Genomic DNA, 17,159 nt, shown 5'->3' with positions numbered 1-17,159 from the left:
GATTGGTGCGCGTGCAGTATCTTGCTTGTGGCCGAACAATAAGCATCGACTCCATAGGTGTCAAGCAATATAGTGCATCTATGGTGTTTACCCTGAGCGCGCACAATCCCGGCCAAGAACGAGGACATGCATGAACGAGCACGTAGACGCGGTGCTGGCCCCCGCGCCCGAAGAAGGCCAGCGCGCCGGCAACCCAGCGGCCCCGGCCGGGGAGGCCAAGAATCCATTGCTGGCGGCGCTGGGCGAGCGCGTGCGCAACCTGCGCGCGCAGCGCGGCCTCACGCGCAAGGCGGTGGCCGTTGCGGCCGACGTGTCGGAGCGGCACCTGGCCAATCTCGAATACGGCATCGGCAATGCGTCGATCCTGGTGCTGCAGCAGGTGGCCGGCGCGCTGCACTGCTCGCTGGCCGAGCTGGTCGGCGACGTGACCACCAGCTCGCCCGAGTGGCTGCTGATCCGCGAGCTGCTCGAGAACCGCAGCGAGGCCGACCTGCGCCGCGTGCGCGTGGCGGTGGGTGAACTGCTGGGCACGGCCTCGGTCGACCCGGCGCGCCACCGCCGCATCGCGCTCGTGGGCCTGCGCGGCGCGGGCAAGTCGACGCTCGGGCAGATGCTGGCCGACGACCTCGACGTGCCCTTCGTGGAGCTGAGCCGCGACATCGAGAAGCTCGCCGGCTGCAGCGTGCGCGAGATCCACGACCTCTACGGCACCAATGCCTACCGCCGCTACGAGCGCCGCGCGCTCGAGGAAGCCATCCAGATCTACGGCGAGGTGGTCATTGCCACGCCGGGCGGCATCGTCTCGGACCCCGCCACCTTCAACGAGCTGCTCGCGCACTGCACCACCGTGTGGCTGCAGGCCGCGCCCGAGGAGCACATGGGCCGCGTGGCCGCGCAGGGCGACACCCGCCCGATGGCGGCCAGCAAGGAAGCCATGGAAGACCTGCGCCGCATCCTGAACGGCCGCGCCGCCTTCTATTCGAAGGCCGATCTCTCGGTGGACACCAGCGGCAAGACGCTGGCGCAGAGCTTCCAGGCGCTGCGCACGGTGGCCCGCCAGGCGATCGGCACTGGCGCCTGAACTGAAGTTTTGAAAAAAAGCGCTTCAGGCATTGACTTGCCTGTTCGCATGCAGCATGATGCATGTCATCGACGCCAGAAGCTGCATTATTCTTCCGGTTTTGCATCTGCCCCCACAGGAGACTTCCGTATGACCGAGACCACGACCCTTCAGGCGCCCCTGCGCGTCGACTACCGCATCGAACCCGCGCAATACAGGCACTGGAAGCTCAGCTTCGAAGGCCCGGTGGCGCGCCTGGTGCTCGACATCGCGGAAGACGGCGGCATCCGCCCCGGCTACAAGCTCAAGCTCAACAGCTACGACCTGGGCGTGGACATCGAACTGAACGACGCGCTCAACCGCGTGCGCTTCGAGCACCCTGAAGTGCGCAGCGTGATCGTCACCAGCGGCAAGGACCGCATCTTCTGCTCGGGCGCCAACATCTTCATGCTGGGCGTGTCGAGCCACGCCTGGAAGGTGAACTTCTGCAAGTTCACCAACGAGACGCGCAACGGCATCGAGGATTCGTCGAAGCACTCGGGCCTGAAGTTCATCGCGGCCGTGAACGGCGCCTGCGCCGGCGGCGGCTACGAGCTGGCGCTGGCCTGCGACGAGATCCTGCTGGTGGACGACCGCTCGTCCTCCGTCTCGCTGCCCGAGGTGCCGCTGCTCGGCGTGCTGCCCGGCACCGGCGGCCTGACCCGCGTGACCGACAAGCGCCATGTGCGCCATGACCTCGCCGACATCTTCTGCACCAGCGTGGAAGGCGTGCGCGGCCAGCGCGCGGTCGACTGGCGCCTGGTCGATGCCGTCGCCAAGCCCGCGCAATTTGCCGCCGCCGTGCAGGAGCGTGCCGCGCAGCTGGCCGCCGCGAGCGACCGCCCGGCCAGCGGCAAGGGCGTGGCGCTGACCCGGCTGGAACGCACCGACAGCGCCGACGGCATCGCCTATTCGCACGTCGACGTGAAGATCGACCGCAGCAAGCGCACCGCCACGATCACCGTCAAGGCACCCACGGGCACGCAGCCCGCGGACGTCGCCGCCATCGAGGCTGCGGGCGCCGCCTGGTGGCCGCTGGCCGTGTGCCGCGAGCTCGACGACGCCATCCTCAACCTGCGCACCAACGAGCTCGACATCGGCACCTGGCTGCTCAAGACCGAAGGCGACGCGGCCACCGTGCTCGCATCGGACGCCCTGATGCTCGCCCACAAGGACCACTGGCTGGTGCGCGAGACCATCGGCGCGCTGCGCCGCACGCTGGCGCGGCTGGACGTGTCGTCGCGCAGCCTGTTCGCGCTGGTCGAAGCCGGCTCCTGCTTTGCCGGCACGCTGGCCGAGCTGGCCTTTGCGGCCGACCGCAGCTACATGCTCGCGCTGCCCGACGATGCTGCGCGCGCACCCAAGCTCGTGCTCAACGAATTCAACTTCGGCTTCTTCCCGATGGTGAACGACCAGAGCCGCCTGCAGCGCCGCTTCTATGAAGAAGCCGCGCCGCTGGACGCCGCCCGCGCCGCGGCCGGCAAGCCGCTCGATGCCGACGAAGCACTGAAGCTCGGCCTCGTCACCGCCGCGCCCGACGACATCGACTGGGACGACGAGATCCGCATCGCCGTCGAGGAGCGCGCCGCCATGTCGCCCGATGCGCTCACCGGCCTCGAAGCCAACCTGCGCTTCGCGAGCCAGGAGAACATGGCCACCCGCATCTTCGGCCGGCTCACCGCCTGGCAGAACTGGATCTTCAACCGCCCCAACGCCGTCGGCGAAAAGGGCGCGCTCAAGGTCTACGGCACCGGCCAGAAAGCCGGCTTCGACTTGAACCGCGTCTGAATGAAGAAGAACCCCCAGTCCGCACAACCCAAGGAACAGCGATGAGCACGATCAACTACAGCGAGAAGATCCCCAACAACGTCAACCTCGGCGAAGACCGCACGCTGCAGCGCGCGCTCGAAGGCTGGCAGCCCAACTTCATCAACTGGTGGGACGACGTCGGCCCCGAGGGCTCGACCAACCACGAGGTCTACCTGCGCACGGCCGTGAGCGTCGACCCGCAGGGCTGGGCCCAGTTCGGCCACGTGAAGATGCGCGACTACCGCTGGGGCATCTTCCTGAACCCGGGCGATGCCAACCGCGAGATCCACTTCGGCGACCACAAGGGCGAGAAGGCCTGGCAGGACGTGCCCGGCGAACACCGCGCCAACCTGCGCCGCATCATCGTGACCCAGGGCGACACCGAGCCCGCATCGGTCGAGCAGCAGCGCCACCTGGGCCTGACCGCGCCGAGCATGTACGACCTGCGCAACCTGTTCCAGATCAACGTCGAAGAGGGCCGCCACCTGTGGGCCATGGTCTACCTGCTGCACAAGCACTTCGGCCGCGACGGCCGCGAGGAAGCCGAGGCGCTCTTGCAGCGCACCTCGGGCGACCAGGACAACCCGCGCATCCTGGGCGCCTTCAACGAGAAGACGCCCGACTGGCTCGCGTTCTTCATGTTCACCTACTTCACCGACCGCGACGGCAAGTTCCAGCTGGCCGCGCTGGCCGAGAGCGCCTTCGACCCGCTCGCGCGCACCACCAAGTTCATGCTGACCGAGGAAGCGCACCACATGTTCGTGGGCGAGAGCGGCGTCTCGCGCGTGCTGGCGCGCACCGCGCAGGTCATGAACGAGCTCAAGACCGACGACGCGCAGAAGGTGCGTGCGGCCGGCGCCATCGACCTGGGCACCATCCAGCGCTACCTGAACTTCCACTACAGCGTGACCATCGACCTGTTCGGCGCCGACCAGTCGAGCAACGCCGCCATCTTCTACAGCTCGGGCCTGAAGGGCCGCTACGAGGAAGGCAAGCGCGGCGACGACCACGTGCTCAAGGGCCAGACCTACAAGGTGCTCGAGGTGAAGGACGGCCAGCTCGTCGAAAAGGACGTGCCGATGCTCAACGCGCTCAACGAAGTGCTGCGCGACGACTTCATCAAGGACTCGGTGGCCGGCGTCGGCCGCTGGAACAAGGTGCTCGAGAAGGCCGGCATCCCCACGCGCCTGACCGTGCCGCACAAGGCCTTCAACCGCCAGATCGGCGCGCTCGCGGGCATCAAGATGTCGCCCGAAGGCCGCGTGGTGAACGAGGTCGAATGGGCCGCCAAGCGCAACGAATGGCTGCCGAGCGCCGAAGACTTCGCTTTCGTGGCATCGTTGATGGGCCGCGTGGTCGAGCCCGGCAAGTTCGCAGGCTGGATCTCGCCGCCGGTGATGGGCATCAACCGCCAGCCGGTGGATTTCGAGTACGTGCGTTTCGGTTGAAATTGGGTATTACTCCCTCTCCCCTTGGGGAGAGGGCAGGGGTGAGGGTAGGCGGCGTCCCCACGACAAGCCGTTGCCCCCTCACCCTGACCCTCTCCCCAAGGGGCGAGGGAAAGGAGAAAAAACATGGACATGGCCGTTGAAGCCGGGGTCATCAAGCAGCACCTGATCGACCCCGAGATCTGCATCCGCTGCAACACCTGCGAGGCCACCTGCCCCGTCAACGCGATCACGCACGACGACAACAACTACGTCGTGCGCGCCGACATCTGCAATGGCTGCATGGCCTGCATCTCGCCGTGCCCCACCGGCTCGATCGACAACTGGCGCACCATGCCGCGGGTGCGTGCCTACACGATCGAGGAACAGCTCAGCTGGGAATCGCTGCCCGCGGAGCTCACGCCCGAGGAGCTCGAGGCCGCGGGCGTTTCCGCCGCCGATGCCGGCGATGAAGCCGCGCCGGCTGCCGCGCCCGCATCGAGCCAGACCGCCGTCGACGCCATCGAGCCGGTCTTCAACTCGGCCCAGTACGGCGCCACCGTGCCGCCCTGGTCGGCCGCGCACGCCTACACCAACCTCTTTGCGCCGAAGGCGCCGACCACCGCCACCGTGGTGGGCAACTTCAACTGCACCGAGGCGGGCTTCGACAGCGAGACCCACCACATCGTGCTCGACTTCGGCGTGGTGCCGTTCCCGGTGCTCGAAGGCCAGTCGATCGGCATCGTGCCGCCGGGCGTCGACGCCATCGGCAAGCGCCACCATGCGCGCCAGTACTCGGTGGCCAGCCCGCGCAACGGCGAGCGGCCCGGCTACAACAACGTGTCGCTCACCGTGAAGCGCGTGACCGAAGACCACCAGGGCGACCCGGTGCGCGGCGTGTGCTCCAACTACGTCTGCGACCTGAAGGTGGGCGACACGGTGCAGGTGGTGGGCCCGTTCGGTTCCTCGTTCCTGATGCCGAACCATCCCAGGTCGCACATCGTGATGATCTGCACCGGCACCGGCAGCGCGCCGATGCGTGCCATGACCGAATGGCGCCGGCGCCTGCGCAAGAGCGGCAAGTTCGAAGGCGGCAAGCTCATGCTGTTCTTCGGCGCGCGCACGCAGCAGGAACTGCCGTACTTCGGTCCGCTGCAGTCGCTGCCCAAGGACTTCATCGACATCAACCTCGCGTTCTCGCGCACGCCGGGCCAACCCAGGCGCTACGTGCAGGACCTGATGCGCGAACGCGCCGCCGACCTGGCCGCGTTGCTGAAGGACGGCGCAAGCCACTTCTACGTGTGCGGGCTCAAGAGCATGGAAGAAGGCGTGGTGCTTGCCTTGCGCGACGTGGCGAAGGAAGCAGGGCTCGATTGGGACACCGTGGGCGCCGCACTGAAGCGCGAAGGCCGGCTGCACCTCGAAACCTATTAAGCTGCGGCGAATGAAGTTCGCCGACTTCCACCCCGGCCAGGTCATCGAGGCCGGGCCCTATGTCGTGTCCGAAGCGGAGCTCATCGGCTTTGCGCAGGCCTACGACCCGCAGTGGTTCCACACCGACGCCGTCGCCGCGGCGGACAGCGCCTTCGGCGGGCTGATCGCGAGCGGCTGGCACACCTGCTCGATCGCGATGCGGCTCGTGGTCGATGCCGCGCTCAGGGGCTCGGAGTCTTTTGCCTCGCCGGGGCTCGAGCATGTGCGCTGGCCCCATCCGGTGCGGCCCGGCGATGCCTTGCGGCTCGTGGCCGACGTCATCGAGGTGCGGCGCTCGGAGAAGCGGCCCACGCTCGGCATCCTGCGCTGGCGCTGGCGGCTCTTCAACCAGCGCGAGCTGATGGTGCTCGACCTGGAAGTGACCAGCCTGTTCAGGCTCGAGGCAAGCTAAAAAAAGCCCGCGGCGCAGGCGCACCGCGGGCTTCTTTCCCTGAGCGAAGTGCTTATTTCTTGACGTCGACCGCGCCGGATCCCTTGGCCTTGCCGCTGGCCTTGGCGCCCACGGCCGGCGCCTTCAGCGCGCCGCCGGCCGAGCCTGCGGCACCGGTCACGCCGCCCACCGTGTCACCGACGACATTGGTCGCGCCGGTCACGTTGCCGGCCGCGCCAGTCGCGGCATTGGTGGCACCGCCCACGGCGCTGGTCGCACCGCCGACTGCGTTGGTGGCACCGCCGACCGCACCCGTCGCGCCGCCGACCACGCCGCCCAGGGTGTTGCCCAGCCCGCCTGCGGCCTTGCCGGGAACTTCGACCGGTTGCACGCCGGCATTCGTGGCGGCGCTGCCGCCGGCACTTCCCTCGGTGCGTGCACCGGCGCCCGCGGCGCCTTGGCGTTGGGGCGCGGTCGCGCTGCCCGATGTGTTGACGTCGGCATTCACGCCCACGCCAACGCCCACGCTCTGTGCCTGTGCGAAGCCGCTCATGGCAAGAAGGCCTGCGAGCAAGGCGCCGACGAAAAGGGATTTGTGTTGTTGCTGCTTCATAGGTGACTTTTCCTTTCGTTGAATGGTCACTGAACCGGCTTTGGGCCAGTTCGGTCGCTACCGTGACCACCTGCGCACATGTCGCCGTGTGCGAGGTGGCCCCCGGCGCGTGTGGGACGCCTCCGTCGTCCGGAATGGGGGGTCGTGCGTTAGGCGGCGCGGCTCAAAGCGGTCAAGGCAGCAGGTGCGCGCTGAAGAAAGCCGCCGTCTTGCGGTTCACTTCCGGCAGCAATGCAGCGCGGCCGAATCCCGGCGGATCGTTGAGCAGCTCGCCGATCAGCCCCGTGAGTCCGGGCGGCAGGGGCGAGAGCAGCGCGCCATGGCCGCCCGTGGGCAGGTCGGCGATCAGTTCGCAGCGCGGCAGGCAGGCCGCGAGCACGCGATCGCTGTGATAGCGCGGCACCAGCCAGCGGTCCTGCTGCGCAGTGATCAACCCCAGCGGCACGCGCGGCGCGGCGAGCGAGGCCATGTCGAAATCGGCCGACGCCGGCACACCGGCCACCACGGCGGCGATGCGCGGATCCTGGTGCTCGCGCGACGTGGCGTCCGCGAAGCGGTGGCCGATCACGAACAGCGCGCCCCATTTCCTGATGCGGTCGAACCAGCTTCCGGTCAGCCGCGTGATCAGTCCGACGCAGGTCTGGAAGTCGCCTTCCAGGTTGGCTTCGCAATGCCGCATGAATGCAGCTGGCGACCAGCGTCCGCCCGCCAGGCTCAGCGCGGTGTGGCCGCCGGCCGACATGCCGTACATCCCCACCTTGTCGAGTTCGAGCAGCGGCGCAAGGCGCGCATCGTGTGCGACCGCGTCGATGGCGCGCGACACCTCGGCCGGGCGCATCGTCCAACTGTCCGGGCCGGGGTTGCTGGCGTCCTTGTAGTTGTCGGCCTTGTGCTCGGGCATGGCCACGATGAAGCCGGCGTCCACCAGGGTGCGTGCCAGGTCCGCATGCACCCAGGGCGCACCGCCCGACCCGTGCGAAACCATGATCAGCCGGCCGTTGCCGCGAACGGGCGTGCCCTGCGCAGCCACGTCCAGCGTGAAGGGGCCGCGCCGGACGAGTCGGGCTTCGCCGCTTGACGGATAGAACACCGTGACCGGTCCATCGCCGGCCGTGCCGGCAATCTCGGCCAGGCCCATCGCGGCCTGGGCCAGCCCGGAAAGCAGCGCGAGCGCCGTGGCCGTAAAGAAAAAGAAAAGACGTCGCATCGACCGAACTCCTTGTGTCATCGAAGGCCCATGCCCTCGGCGGACCGGACGATGCCGCGGCATGCCCGCCGTGTCTTGCCGAAAGCTGCAAGCGCGGCTTTCGGCGCGCCGATTTCAGGAATCGGCCAGCTTCTGCTTGCGGAAATCGGTGGGCGTGAGGCTGGTGGCGGCCTTGAACGTGCGGTTGAACGGGCCGATGGACTGGAAGCCTGCCGTGAGTGCGATGGTGAGAACGGGCAGGTCGCGCTTGCCCGGATCGGCCAGCGCCGCCATGGCCTCGGCCAGCCGGAAACTGTTGACGAAGGCGTTGAAGTTGCGGTGCCCCAAGCGCTGGTTGATGAGCCGCCGCAGCCGGTATTCCGGCACCGATAGCCGCGCGGCGAGGCTGGCGATACTCAGGTCTTCGCTGCGATAGGCGCGGTCGACGGCCATGGCGTGCTGCAAGGATTCGGCGAGGCGGCCTTCGGCCGGATCGGGCTCGGGGTCCGGGCTTGGGAGCGTTTCGGGCGGCGGCGCGTCTTCAAGAACGACCACGGGCATCGCAGCCGGCACGCTCGCCGCCGGGAACAGGTCCGACCCCGCCAACCGCACCATCCGCCAGGCCACCACCGCCACGATCGCGAGCAACATTGCCACGTCCGTCGTGGCCGACAGCCCCGAAAGCCGTCCATGCGGCGAAGCCAGCCGGACTGCCAACATCACCAGGCTGTAGCCGATGCCGGCCACCACGATGAAGACGCGCAGCCTGCGGCGCCGCTCCACCAAGTCTTCACGCCAGTGCGAGGCCGCGGCCAGTGCGGCAAGCACCGCGAACACAAGCGGCACGGCGCGCTGCAAACCCATGGTGATCGGCGCGAGCACCGAGGCGCTGCCGGCCACGACCGCGCAGTTGAATGCCGCCAGCGTGGCGACCGCGACCCAGGCTGCGACGTGCAGCGGGCGCAGCGTGAAATCGTCGTCGAACAGCGCCTGCACGAAGACCCAGAACAGCACGGCGTTGCCGACGGAGACGGCGACCAGCGGCGCCTGCCAGAGCCCGGACACCAGCGCTTCGAACAGCGGCGTGGAGCCGATGACCTGCACGCAAAGGCCGAGCGTCAATGCCACGCCGGCACGCGCAGCCGGCAGGCGAGGGCGGTCGCGGCCGAGCACCAGTGCCAGCAGGAGCAGCAACGCGATCGCCACGCCGCGCAGGGCGGCGTCGATCAGGGTCGAGGGAGGAGCGGCGGGCATGCGGTCGTCGTGAAGGCGGCCGACGATAACAGGCGGCGGCAGCACAACCGTTCGGCCGGCAGGGTCAAATGCAGCCCTCTCGAGCGCTTCCGCTTTCACGCAACTAATAATGTTGCATGAAACGAGACAGCAAGCTTTCAGGTGTTCTCCACGCACTGCTGCACATGGCCGAGATGGAGGGGCCCGTCACCTCCGAATCGCTGGCCATGGCCATGCAGACCCATCCCGTCGTGGTGCGCCGGGTCATGGCGGGCCTGCGCGAGGCGGGCTTCGTGAGTTCGGCCAAGGGCCATGGCGGCGGCTGGGTGCTGTCGTGCCCGCTCGATGCCGTGACGCTCGGCGACATCCACCAGGCGGTAGGATCTCCGGCGCTGTTGGCCATGGGCAACCGCACCGAGAGCCCGGGCTGCATCGTCGAGCAGGCCGTGAACGCGGCGCTCGACGGCGCCTGCCGCGAGGCCGAGGCCCTGCTGCTCGAGCGTTTCAACAGCATCACGCTGGCCGATCTTTCCAAGGACTTTCATCGCCGCATGACGGGCGGCGGCTTTACTCGCAAGGACATCGAACATGCACTATGACGCTCTGGTCGTGGGCGGCAGCTTTGCCGGCCTTTCCGCTGCCCTGCAGCTTGCGCGCGCGCGAAAAACGGTCTGCATCGTCGATGCGGGCGCGCCGCGCAACCGCTTCGCCGCCGCTTCGCACGGCTTCTTCGGGCAGGACGGCACGCCGCCCTTGAAGATGATTGCCGATGCGCGCGCCAAGGTGCTCGCGTATCCGAACGCCAGCTTCGTCGAGGGCCGCGTTGCCGAGGCGCGGGCCGACGGCGCGGGCGGGTTCGCTGTTTCGCTCGAAGGCGGCGGCGCGCCGCTGACGGCCAGCCGGATCGTGCTCGCCTTCGGCGTCGAGGACGGCTTTCCGGAGATCGAAGGCGTGCGCGAACGCTGGGGCCAAAGCGTGCTGCACTGCCCGTACTGCCACGGCTATGAAGTCAGCGGCCGGCGCCTGGGCATCCTGATCGAGCAGCCGCATGCGCCCGAGCATGCGATCCTGTTCGCCGAATGGGGATCGGCCACGCTGTTTCTCAATGGCAACAACACGGTGGACGAGGAGACGCGTGCCAGGCTGCAGGCGCGCGGCGTGGCGATCGAGCCGGGCCGCATCGCGGCGCTCGAGGGGCCGTCGCCTGCCGAGCTCTCGGGCGTGCGATTCGCGGACGGCCGGCGCGTGCCGCTCGATGCGATGTTCCTCGTGCCGCGCACGCGCCTCGCGAGCCCGCTGGCCGAGCAGCTCGGATGCGCGATCGACGAGGGCGGCTTCGGCCCGCTGATCCGCACCGACGCCATGAAGATGACCACGGTGCCCGGCGTGTTCGCGGCCGGCGATGCGGCCATGATGTTCCACAACGCCACGATGGCTTCGGCCGATGGCGTGATGGCCGGCATCTCGCTGCACCGCGCCTCGGTGTTCGGCCACTGAGCGAGGAGCCGAAGAAGGCCTGAAAAAACCAGGCTATAATCTGCGGCTCGAAATGCGGGAATAGCTCAGTTGGTAGAGCGCAACCTTGCCAAGGTTGAGGTCGAGAGTTCGAGACTCTTTTCCCGCTCCACATTTCATGCAAAAGGCCACCTCACCGGTGGCCTTTTCTTTTGGCGCGCCGGATGGATGCCTTCAGCCCTTGGCGGGCAGCACCGTCCCGCGGCTTTCGCCGAAGCCGATGCGCGCATGGCCCGGCTTCTCGCACCAGCCGCGCAGCAGCACCGCATCGCCGTCTTCCAGGAAGCCGCGCTGCTCGCCGTTGGCCAGCGTGACCGGGTCTTGCGCGGCGCGCGTCAGCTCGATGATCGCGCCGGCCTCGCCCGGCCCCGGTCCCGAGATGGTGCCGCTGCCGAACAGGTCGCCCGGGTTCAGGCTGCAGCCGCCCACCGTGTGGTGCGCCACCATCTGTGCCACGCTCCAGTACTGGTGCCTGAAGCTGGTGCGCGACAGGCGCGAAGGCCCGCTCCCCTCGTTGCGCGCCCTCTCGCTTTCGAGCCAGACCTCCAGCCGGATGTCGATCGCGCCACTTTCGCGGTTGCCGCCGCTTTCGAGGTAGGCCAGCGGCTGGGGCTCGTTTGCGGGCCGCGTCCAGGCCTGGCGGTAGGGCGCGAGCGCCTCCATCGTCACGATCCACGGCGAGATGGTGGTCGCGAAATTCTTCGCAAGGAAGGGACCGAGCGGCGCCATCTCCCAGAACTGGATGTCGCGCGCCGACCAGTCGTTGAGCAGGCAGATGCCGAAGATGTGCTCTTCCGCGCGTTCGAGCGGAATCGGTTCGCCGGCCGCATTGCCTTCGCCGATCCAGATGCCAAGCTCGAGCTCGTAGTCGAGCCGCGCGCAGGCGTGGAAGGTGGGCGCCTTGGCGCCCGGCGCCATGGTCTGCCCCATCGGGCGGTGAAAGCGCTGGCCGCTGATGCCGATGGTCGACACGCGCCCGTGGTAGGCCGTCGGAATCCAGCGGAAGTTGGGCGTCACGTCGCCTTCGGGGTTCATCAGGCGGCTGATGTTCAGCGCATGGTCGATGGAGGTGTAGAAGTCGGTGTAGTCGCCGATGCGCGCGGGCAAGGTGTATTCGACCTCGGCCTGCGGCACCAGGCATTCGCGCATGGCCTTCACCGTGGCGGCCGGTGTGTCGTCGCGCAGCAAGGCGAACACCGCGTGGCGCAGCGCACGCCAGGCGGTGCCGCCGAGCGCGAAGAAATCGTTGAGCGTGGGCAGCGCGGCAGCCCGGGCCGCGTCGAGCGCGAGTCCGTCGAGCAGCTGGCGCGCGGAGAGCGCGGCCATGTCGAGCACCTGGTCGCCAATGGCCACGCCGCCGCGAAAGGGCTGCGGGCTGCCGGTGCGGCGGAACACCGCGTAGGGCAGGTTCTGGATCGGAAAGTCGGTGCCTTCCGTGTTGGCAGCGGCGACCCAGCTCCTGGCGTTGGCGTCGTGCGTGTGGTTGAGCGCGGCATTCATGGCCCTGGCCTCCCGCGTTTCAGGCCGACGCCATCAGCGCATCGTCGAAGATCGCCACCGCGCGCGTCCAGCCGGCCGATGCGCCGCGGATCTTGTGCGGAAAGCAGCTGATGAAAAAGCCCGTGGGCGGCAGCGCCTCGAGGTTGTGCAGCTTCTCGATGTGGCAGTAGCCGATGTCGCGGCCGGCCTTGTGGCCTTCCCAGATCAGCGAGGCGTCGTGCGTCTCGCCGTACTTCCTGGCGGTGTGCACGAAAGGCGCGTCCCAGCTCCAGGCGTCGGTGCCCGTGAGGCGCACGCCGCGCTCCAGCAAATACATGGTGGCCTCGTAGCCCATGCCCGCGCCGGCCGAGACGTAGTCGTTGTGGCCGTAGCGCGAGCCCGCGCGCGTGTTCACCACCACGATCTCCAGCGGGCTCAGCGTGTGGCCGATGCGCTGGAGCTCGGCCTCGACGTCGCCGGCCGTGACCACGTAGCCATCGCCAAAGTGGCGGAAGTCGAGCTTCACGCCGGGCTGGAAGCACCATTCGAGCGGCACCTCGTGGATCGCGATGGCGGGCTTCTTCTCGCCCAGCGCCTTGTCCATGGTCGAGTGGAAGTGATAGGGCGCATCGAGGTGCGTGCCGTTGTGCGTCGACAGCTGCACCAGCTCCACGGCCCAGCCTTCGCCGTCGGGCAGGTCTTCTTTCTTGAGGCCCGGAAAGAAGGGCTCGATCTGCTCGTAGGTCTGCTCGTGCGTGAAGTACTGGATCTTGGGCGCGAAGGCCGGCGGATCGGACAGCACATCGTTTTCGAGAAAGATCGAAAGGTCGACGAATTTGCGTGGCATGGCGGGGCTCCTTGTGGAATGGGGGTGTGAGGGAGGGCGTCAGGGCTGCTGCCAGCGCAGCAGCCGCTTTTCTGCAAAGGCCAGCAGCGCATTGCTCGCGAAGCCGATCAGCCCGAGCAGCACGATGCCGGCGAACAGGTCGCTCGAGCGGAAGGCGCGCGCGGCCAGCAAAATGGCCTGGCCCAGGCCGCTTTGCGAGGCGATCATTTCGCCCACCACCGCGACGATCAGCGCAATGGTCAGCGCAAGCCGCATGCCGGCCAGGATGTCGGGCATGGCGTTGGGCAGGCCCATCTTCCAGACAAAGGCCGCGCGCGACATCTGCAGGCAGCGCGCCACTTCCGAGAGCCGCGGCTCCACGGCCGCGAAGCCGTGCACCGTGGCCAGCAGCACCGGCCACATCGCGCCGAAGGCCACCACGAACAGCACCATGCCGGGGTTCAGCCCGAAGATCGAGATCGCGAGCGGCAGCAGCGCGGAGGCGGGCAGCGGGCGAATGAATTCGAGCGTCGGCTGCACCCACGCGCGCACCGCGGGCGACACGCCGATGGCCGCGCCCAGCAGCACGCCGAACAGCGACGCCAGCAGCCAGCCCTGCAGCATGCGGCCGACCGTGGCCTGCGTGAAGGCGAGCAGTTCGCCGTTGCTGTTCGGGCCGCGGAGGTTGAGGCCTTCGAGCAGGCTGGCGAAGGTGGCCTGCGGTGTCGGCAGGAACACGCGGCTCACCCAGCCCGCGTTGCTCGCCATCCACCACAGCGCAATCAATGCAAAGAGCACGGCGAGCGAGCCGAGCCGGTTCACCAAGATGCCAACGCGGCCGTTGCCGTTCATGGCAGCACCCCCATGCGCCGAGCCACCACGCGCTGCAGCAGCACCATGCCCGCATTGACCGCAAAGCCCACCACGCCGATCCAGCCCAGCCACGCAAGCATCAGCGCGGGGTCGAAGCTCTGCTGCGCGATCATCATCGCGTAGCCCATGCCATTGGGATTGGCCGCAATCTCCACCGTGACGGCCACCACCAGCGCCACCGCCACGCCGAGGCGCAGCGCCACGAACAGGCGCGCCGCGATGGCCGGCAGCACGATCTTGAAGGCACGCTCGCGCGCCGAGAGCCCCAGCACGCGGCTCACCTCGAGCAGCCGCGGTTCGATCTGCTGCACCGCCGACTGCACCAGCACCAGCAGCGGCCAGAAGGTGGCAAAGGCGACGATGGCCAGTTCCATGCGCACGCCGAAACCGAAGGTCAGCATCGCGAGCGGAATCAGCGCCACCGAGGGCACGGGCCGCAGCACCTCGATGGAAAGCGAGCCGAGCTGCGCCGCGCGGCGCGAGAGCCCGAGCACCAGGCCCAGCGCAATGCCCAGCACCGCACCCAGCAGCAGGCCGAGCGCGGCCGTGCCCAGCGTGAAGCCCGTCGCCTGCCACAGCGAGCCATCGAGTGCCGCGCCCATGAAGGCCCGGGCCGCCGCGCTCGGCGGGGCGAGCGCATCGCTGCCCAAGGCGGCTGCGCGCCGCGCATACCACTCGAAGGCGCCGACCAGCAGGGCCGGAAAGACCCAGGGCCGCAGCCAGCGCAGGAGGCGGCGTTCAGTCATGGCTTTGCTCGATGAAGGCGAAGAGTTCGCGTCGCAGCTGCAGGTATTCCGGATGCTCCTTGGTCGTGAGCTGGTCGCGCGGCCGCGGAATCTTCACGTCGATCATCCGCGCCAGGCTGGGCCGCCCCGGCCCGGGGTTGGCCTGCAGCGCGATCACGCGGTCGCCCAGGTAGATGGCCTCTTCGAGATCGTGCGTGACGAACAGCACCGTGAGCCCGTCGTCGCGCACCAGCCGCGCGAGCTCGTCCTGCAGGCTCTGGCGCGTGAGCGCATCGAGCGCGCCGAAGGGCTCGTCCATCATCATGAGCTCGGGCTTCTGCGCGAGGCAGCGGGCAATCTGCGCGCGCTGCTGCATGCCGCCCGAAAGCTGCACCGGAAACTTCTGCGCATGCTTCGCGAGGCCGACCTTGCCGAGCACCTCGGCAATGCGCGGCGCGCGCTCGGCCGCAGGCACGCCAGCCGCTTCGAGCGCGAGGCTCACGTTGCCTTCGACCGTGCGCCAGGGCAGCAGCGCGCGGCCGTAGTCCTGGAACACGAAGGCCACTTCGCGCGACGGCTCGCTCATCTTCACGCCCTTGCGCCGCACCTCGCCGGCGCTCGCGGCGACCAGGCCGCTGGCCGCGCGCAGCAGCGTGGTCTTGCCGCAGCCGCTCGGCCCCACGATGCAGACGAACTCGCCGCGCGCCACGTCGAACGAGGTGGGCGACAGGATCTCGCGTCCGCCGAGCCGGATCGCGACGCCGTCGAAGCGAAGGAAGTCGGCGGCCGTGCTCACTTGGCGATCAGCTTCGCAACGTCGATGGAGGTCTTGAGCATGTCCTGGTCCTTCATCAGGCCGACCCAGTAGCCCAGCTGCTTCTCGCTCACCGTGGCGCCGGGCGGCGAGATCTGGATCTTCGCGAGCACTTCGGGCGGCAGCTTGATGTACTTGCCGATGGCCGCGCGCACCTTGGCGTCGTTCTTGGGCTGCTGCATGAAGGCCGCGGCCTCGACCAGCGACTCGCGGAACGCGCGCGCGGCGCCCGGGTTCTTCAACACCCATTCGCGCTTGGCCGCATGCACGATGGTCTGGTTGTTCTCGGGCAGGAAGGTGGAGTAGTACGAGGCCACGTAGCCCGCGCCGCTTTCGGTGATGCGGCTCATGAACGGGTCGGCCGACACCACCGCGTCGACCGAGCCGCCGCGCAGCAGGTCGGCATGCTGCGGGAACGAGGCCTCGACGAAGTTGACCTTGCGGTAGTCCACGCCGCTCTCCTTGAGCCAGGCACGGAAGGTCACGTGCAGGAACGCGCCGAGCCCCGGCACGCCGATCTTCTTGCCCACGCAGTCCTGCGGCCCCTTGATGCCCGAGCCGGCGCGCGCCACCAGGCCGAAGCCCGTGATGGTCTTGGACGTGAGCCCGCCGCCGGCCACCAGCACCAGGTCGAGCCCGCCGTCCACCGCCTGCAGGAACACCGAGGGCGTGGGCCCGCCGATCTGCAGCGAGTCGGACTGCAGCGCCGCGGGAATGGTGGAGTTGAGCGGAATGAACTTGAGCTCGACGTCGAGATTGCGCTTCTTGAAGTAGCCCTCTTCCGCGGCCACGAAGACCGAGGCGAAGTCGGACACGGCCGTGTAGCCGAACACGATCTTCGGGTTCGATTGCGCGCGCGAGGGCAGCGCCGCGGCGGCCGAGGCGGCGGCCAGCGCCGACAGCAGGGTGCGTCGTTTCATCATGTCTTCTGTCTCCTGGGGGTGGTTTTCTTCTGCGGGGCCTTGGGTCGCGGCAGCGCGGCGCGCAGCCCGCCGACGATGAAGTTCACCAGCATCGGCGCCACGGCCGGATCGCTGCGCCGGTTCTCGCCGCGCGAGAGCCGCTCGATGCGGCTGTCGTTCAGGTGGTGCAGCAGCGCCCCGAGCGAGAACTGGTAGCCCCAGGCGGCCTGCCCGCGCGTGGCATGCGGCAGTGCGACATGCAGCGCGTCGATGTAGGCCTCGGCCAGCGGGTCGAAGTAGCCGCGCAGCACGCGGTCGGCTTCCTCGGTGGCGTGGTAGAGCTCGCGCGCCACCAGCAGCGCGTAGTACTCGCCCTCGGCGCTCGCACGCAGCGCCAGCACCGGCCCGGTGAAGGCCTCGATGATGCGCGGGAGCGTGCGCGCATCGTCAGGGTCGTTGTCCACGGCCTTGAGGCCCGCGAGCCGTTCCTCGATGCTGTGGCTCCAGTGCTCGAAGATCGCGTGGAAGAGCTCGTGCTTCGGGCCGAAGTAGTAGCCCACCAGCGCCAGCGGCACGCCCGCTTTCTCGGCGATCTGGCGGATGGTGACCGCGTGGTAGCCGTGCTGCGCAAAAAGCTTTTCCGCCGCCAGCAGGATGGCGTGGCGCCGATCGGGCCGGGCGGCTTCGGCAGCGGCGGCCGGGGCGCGGTGGGCGCTTCGCCTGGCGGGCGGGGTGCGGGTGTTCATCGGGCGTATTGAACGTCTGTACAAAACTATTGAACACGCGTACAAACC

16 protein-coding genes, 1 tRNA gene and 1 pseudogene are annotated in these 17,159 nt (G+C 68.5%); 8 read left to right on the top strand and 10 right to left on the bottom strand.

What is annotated here, in order from left to right:
- Window positions 1–130 precede the first annotated feature (130 nt).
- The 5 genes from AC1DMS_RS19665 to AC1DMS_RS19645 all read left to right on the top strand — a co-directional run bounded on the left by AC1DMS_RS19665 (window position 131) and on the right by AC1DMS_RS19645 (window position 6,220).
- Entirely contained in the window at window positions 131–1,081 is a 951-nt protein-coding gene (locus AC1DMS_RS19665; RefSeq protein ID WP_478181653.1) for a helix-turn-helix transcriptional regulator, read from the top strand.
- 129 nt (window positions 1,082–1,210) lie between these two features.
- A complete protein-coding gene (boxC, locus tag AC1DMS_RS19660; protein ID WP_478181652.1) occupies window positions 1,211–2,887 on the top strand; it encodes a 2,3-epoxybenzoyl-CoA dihydrolase in 1,677 nt (558 codons plus the stop codon).
- A 41-nt stretch (window positions 2,888–2,928) separates the two neighbouring features.
- A complete protein-coding gene (gene boxB, locus AC1DMS_RS19655) occupies window positions 2,929–4,356 on the top strand; it encodes a benzoyl-CoA 2,3-epoxidase subunit BoxB (RefSeq protein ID WP_012745259.1) in 1,428 nt (475 codons plus the stop codon).
- Between the two features lie 126 nt (window positions 4,357–4,482).
- A complete protein-coding gene (gene boxA, locus AC1DMS_RS19650) occupies window positions 4,483–5,769 on the top strand; it encodes a benzoyl-CoA 2,3-epoxidase subunit BoxA (protein ID WP_478181651.1) in 1,287 nt (428 codons plus the stop codon).
- Window positions 5,770–5,779: 10 nt separating this feature from the next.
- Complete coding sequence (locus AC1DMS_RS19645) at window positions 5,780–6,220, top strand: MaoC family dehydratase (RefSeq protein WP_478181650.1); 441 nt, start codon at window positions 5,780–5,782, stop codon at window positions 6,218–6,220.
- 52 nt (window positions 6,221–6,272) lie between these two features.
- Here AC1DMS_RS19645 and AC1DMS_RS19640 read toward each other — a convergent pair whose 3' ends face one another.
- From AC1DMS_RS19640 to AC1DMS_RS19630, 3 genes are all read right to left on the bottom strand, one after another.
- Complete coding sequence (locus AC1DMS_RS19640; protein ID WP_012745262.1) at window positions 6,273–6,812, bottom strand: hypothetical protein; 540 nt, start codon at window positions 6,810–6,812, stop codon at window positions 6,273–6,275.
- A 172-nt stretch (window positions 6,813–6,984) separates the two neighbouring features.
- Entirely contained in the window at window positions 6,985–8,019 is a 1,035-nt protein-coding gene (locus AC1DMS_RS19635; RefSeq protein ID WP_478181649.1) for an alpha/beta hydrolase family protein, read from the bottom strand.
- Between the two features lie 114 nt (window positions 8,020–8,133).
- Window positions 8,134–9,252 carry an AraC family transcriptional regulator gene (locus tag AC1DMS_RS19630; RefSeq protein ID WP_478181648.1) on the bottom strand — a complete coding sequence of 373 codons (1,119 nt, stop codon included), beginning with the start codon at window positions 9,250–9,252 and terminating at the stop codon, window positions 8,134–8,136.
- A gap of 116 nt (window positions 9,253–9,368) precedes the next feature.
- Here AC1DMS_RS19630 and AC1DMS_RS19625 point away from each other — a divergent pair.
- From AC1DMS_RS19625 to AC1DMS_RS19615, 3 genes and pseudogenes are all read left to right on the top strand, one after another.
- Window positions 9,369–9,755, top strand: a pseudogene (locus tag AC1DMS_RS19625) (Rrf2 family transcriptional regulator); the annotation flags it as partial.
- Window positions 9,756–9,819: 64 nt separating this feature from the next.
- Window positions 9,820–10,728 (top strand): NAD(P)/FAD-dependent oxidoreductase, encoded by a 909-nt coding sequence (locus tag AC1DMS_RS19620; RefSeq protein WP_018903345.1) that lies wholly within the window; start codon window positions 9,820–9,822, stop codon window positions 10,726–10,728.
- A gap of 54 nt (window positions 10,729–10,782) precedes the next feature.
- Window positions 10,783–10,858 (top strand) — tRNA-Gly (locus AC1DMS_RS19615).
- Window positions 10,859–10,920: 62 nt separating this feature from the next.
- Here AC1DMS_RS19615 and fahA read toward each other — a convergent pair.
- Genes fahA through AC1DMS_RS19580 form a run of 7 tightly spaced genes read right to left on the bottom strand, consistent with a single transcriptional unit; the run spans window position 10,921 to window position 17,111 of the window.
- On the bottom strand, window positions 10,921–12,246 hold the full coding sequence (fahA, locus tag AC1DMS_RS19610; protein WP_062363852.1) for a fumarylacetoacetase: 1,326 nt from the start codon (window positions 12,244–12,246) through the stop codon (window positions 10,921–10,923).
- 19 nt (window positions 12,247–12,265) lie between these two features.
- Window positions 12,266–13,072 (bottom strand): cyclase family protein, encoded by an 807-nt coding sequence (locus tag AC1DMS_RS19605; protein WP_062363850.1) that lies wholly within the window; start codon window positions 13,070–13,072, stop codon window positions 12,266–12,268.
- 39 nt (window positions 13,073–13,111) lie between these two features.
- On the bottom strand, window positions 13,112–13,903 hold the full coding sequence (locus tag AC1DMS_RS19600) for an ABC transporter permease (RefSeq protein WP_062363848.1): 792 nt from the start codon (window positions 13,901–13,903) through the stop codon (window positions 13,112–13,114).
- Entirely contained in the window at window positions 13,900–14,670 is a 771-nt protein-coding gene (locus AC1DMS_RS19595) for an ABC transporter permease (RefSeq protein WP_018903341.1), read from the bottom strand. The genes AC1DMS_RS19600 and AC1DMS_RS19595 overlap by 4 nt, the downstream gene beginning before the upstream one ends.
- The gene (locus tag AC1DMS_RS19590) at window positions 14,663–15,445 is read right to left on the bottom strand and encodes an ABC transporter ATP-binding protein (RefSeq protein WP_018903340.1); all 783 of its coding nucleotides are present in this window, start codon (window positions 15,443–15,445) and stop codon (window positions 14,663–14,665) included. Before AC1DMS_RS19590 ends, AC1DMS_RS19595 begins: the two co-directional genes overlap by 8 nt.
- Entirely contained in the window at window positions 15,442–16,386 is a 945-nt protein-coding gene (locus AC1DMS_RS19585) for an ABC transporter substrate-binding protein (RefSeq protein WP_012745270.1), read from the bottom strand. The genes AC1DMS_RS19590 and AC1DMS_RS19585 overlap by 4 nt, the downstream gene beginning before the upstream one ends.
- A complete protein-coding gene (locus tag AC1DMS_RS19580) occupies window positions 16,383–17,111 on the bottom strand; it encodes a TetR/AcrR family transcriptional regulator (protein ID WP_478181647.1) in 729 nt (242 codons plus the stop codon). The genes AC1DMS_RS19585 and AC1DMS_RS19580 overlap by 4 nt, the downstream gene beginning before the upstream one ends.
- Window positions 17,112–17,159 lie beyond the last annotated feature (48 nt).

The sequence above is a fragment of the Variovorax sp. 05T418 genome, from assembly GCF_056396385.1.
This window is presented reverse-complemented; position numbering and strand designations above follow the sequence as displayed.

What these genes read in the sequence shown, in the direction of transcription:
- AC1DMS_RS19640 (WP_012745262.1), bottom strand. Translation starts at nt 6,812, where the DNA reads ATGAAGCAGCAACAACACAAATCCCTTTTCGTCGGCGCCTTGCTCGCA.
- boxB (WP_012745259.1), top strand. Translation starts at nt 2,929, where the DNA reads ATGAGCACGATCAACTACAGCGAGAAGATCCCCAACAACGTCAACCTC.
- AC1DMS_RS19600 (WP_062363848.1), bottom strand. Translation starts at nt 13,903, where the DNA reads ATGAACGGCAACGGCCGCGTTGGCATCTTGGTGAACCGGCTCGGCTCG.
- AC1DMS_RS19665 (WP_478181653.1), top strand. Translation starts at nt 131, where the DNA reads ATGAACGAGCACGTAGACGCGGTGCTGGCCCCCGCGCCCGAAGAAGGC.
- AC1DMS_RS19585 (WP_012745270.1), bottom strand. Translation starts at nt 16,386, where the DNA reads ATGATGAAACGACGCACCCTGCTGTCGGCGCTGGCCGCCGCCTCGGCC.
- AC1DMS_RS19635 (WP_478181649.1), bottom strand. Translation starts at nt 8,019, where the DNA reads ATGCGACGTCTTTTCTTTTTCTTTACGGCCACGGCGCTCGCGCTGCTT.
- AC1DMS_RS19630 (WP_478181648.1), bottom strand. Translation starts at nt 9,252, where the DNA reads ATGCCCGCCGCTCCTCCCTCGACCCTGATCGACGCCGCCCTGCGCGGC.
- AC1DMS_RS19580 (WP_478181647.1), bottom strand. Translation starts at nt 17,111, where the DNA reads ATGAACACCCGCACCCCGCCCGCCAGGCGAAGCGCCCACCGCGCCCCG.
- boxA (WP_478181651.1), top strand. Translation starts at nt 4,483, where the DNA reads ATGGACATGGCCGTTGAAGCCGGGGTCATCAAGCAGCACCTGATCGAC.
- AC1DMS_RS19620 (WP_018903345.1), top strand. Translation starts at nt 9,820, where the DNA reads ATGCACTATGACGCTCTGGTCGTGGGCGGCAGCTTTGCCGGCCTTTCC.
- AC1DMS_RS19595 (WP_018903341.1), bottom strand. Translation starts at nt 14,670, where the DNA reads ATGACTGAACGCCGCCTCCTGCGCTGGCTGCGGCCCTGGGTCTTTCCG.
- AC1DMS_RS19605 (WP_062363850.1), bottom strand. Translation starts at nt 13,072, where the DNA reads ATGCCACGCAAATTCGTCGACCTTTCGATCTTTCTCGAAAACGATGTG.
- boxC (WP_478181652.1), top strand. Translation starts at nt 1,211, where the DNA reads ATGACCGAGACCACGACCCTTCAGGCGCCCCTGCGCGTCGACTACCGC.
- AC1DMS_RS19645 (WP_478181650.1), top strand. Translation starts at nt 5,780, where the DNA reads ATGAAGTTCGCCGACTTCCACCCCGGCCAGGTCATCGAGGCCGGGCCC.
- fahA (WP_062363852.1), bottom strand. Translation starts at nt 12,246, where the DNA reads ATGAATGCCGCGCTCAACCACACGCACGACGCCAACGCCAGGAGCTGG.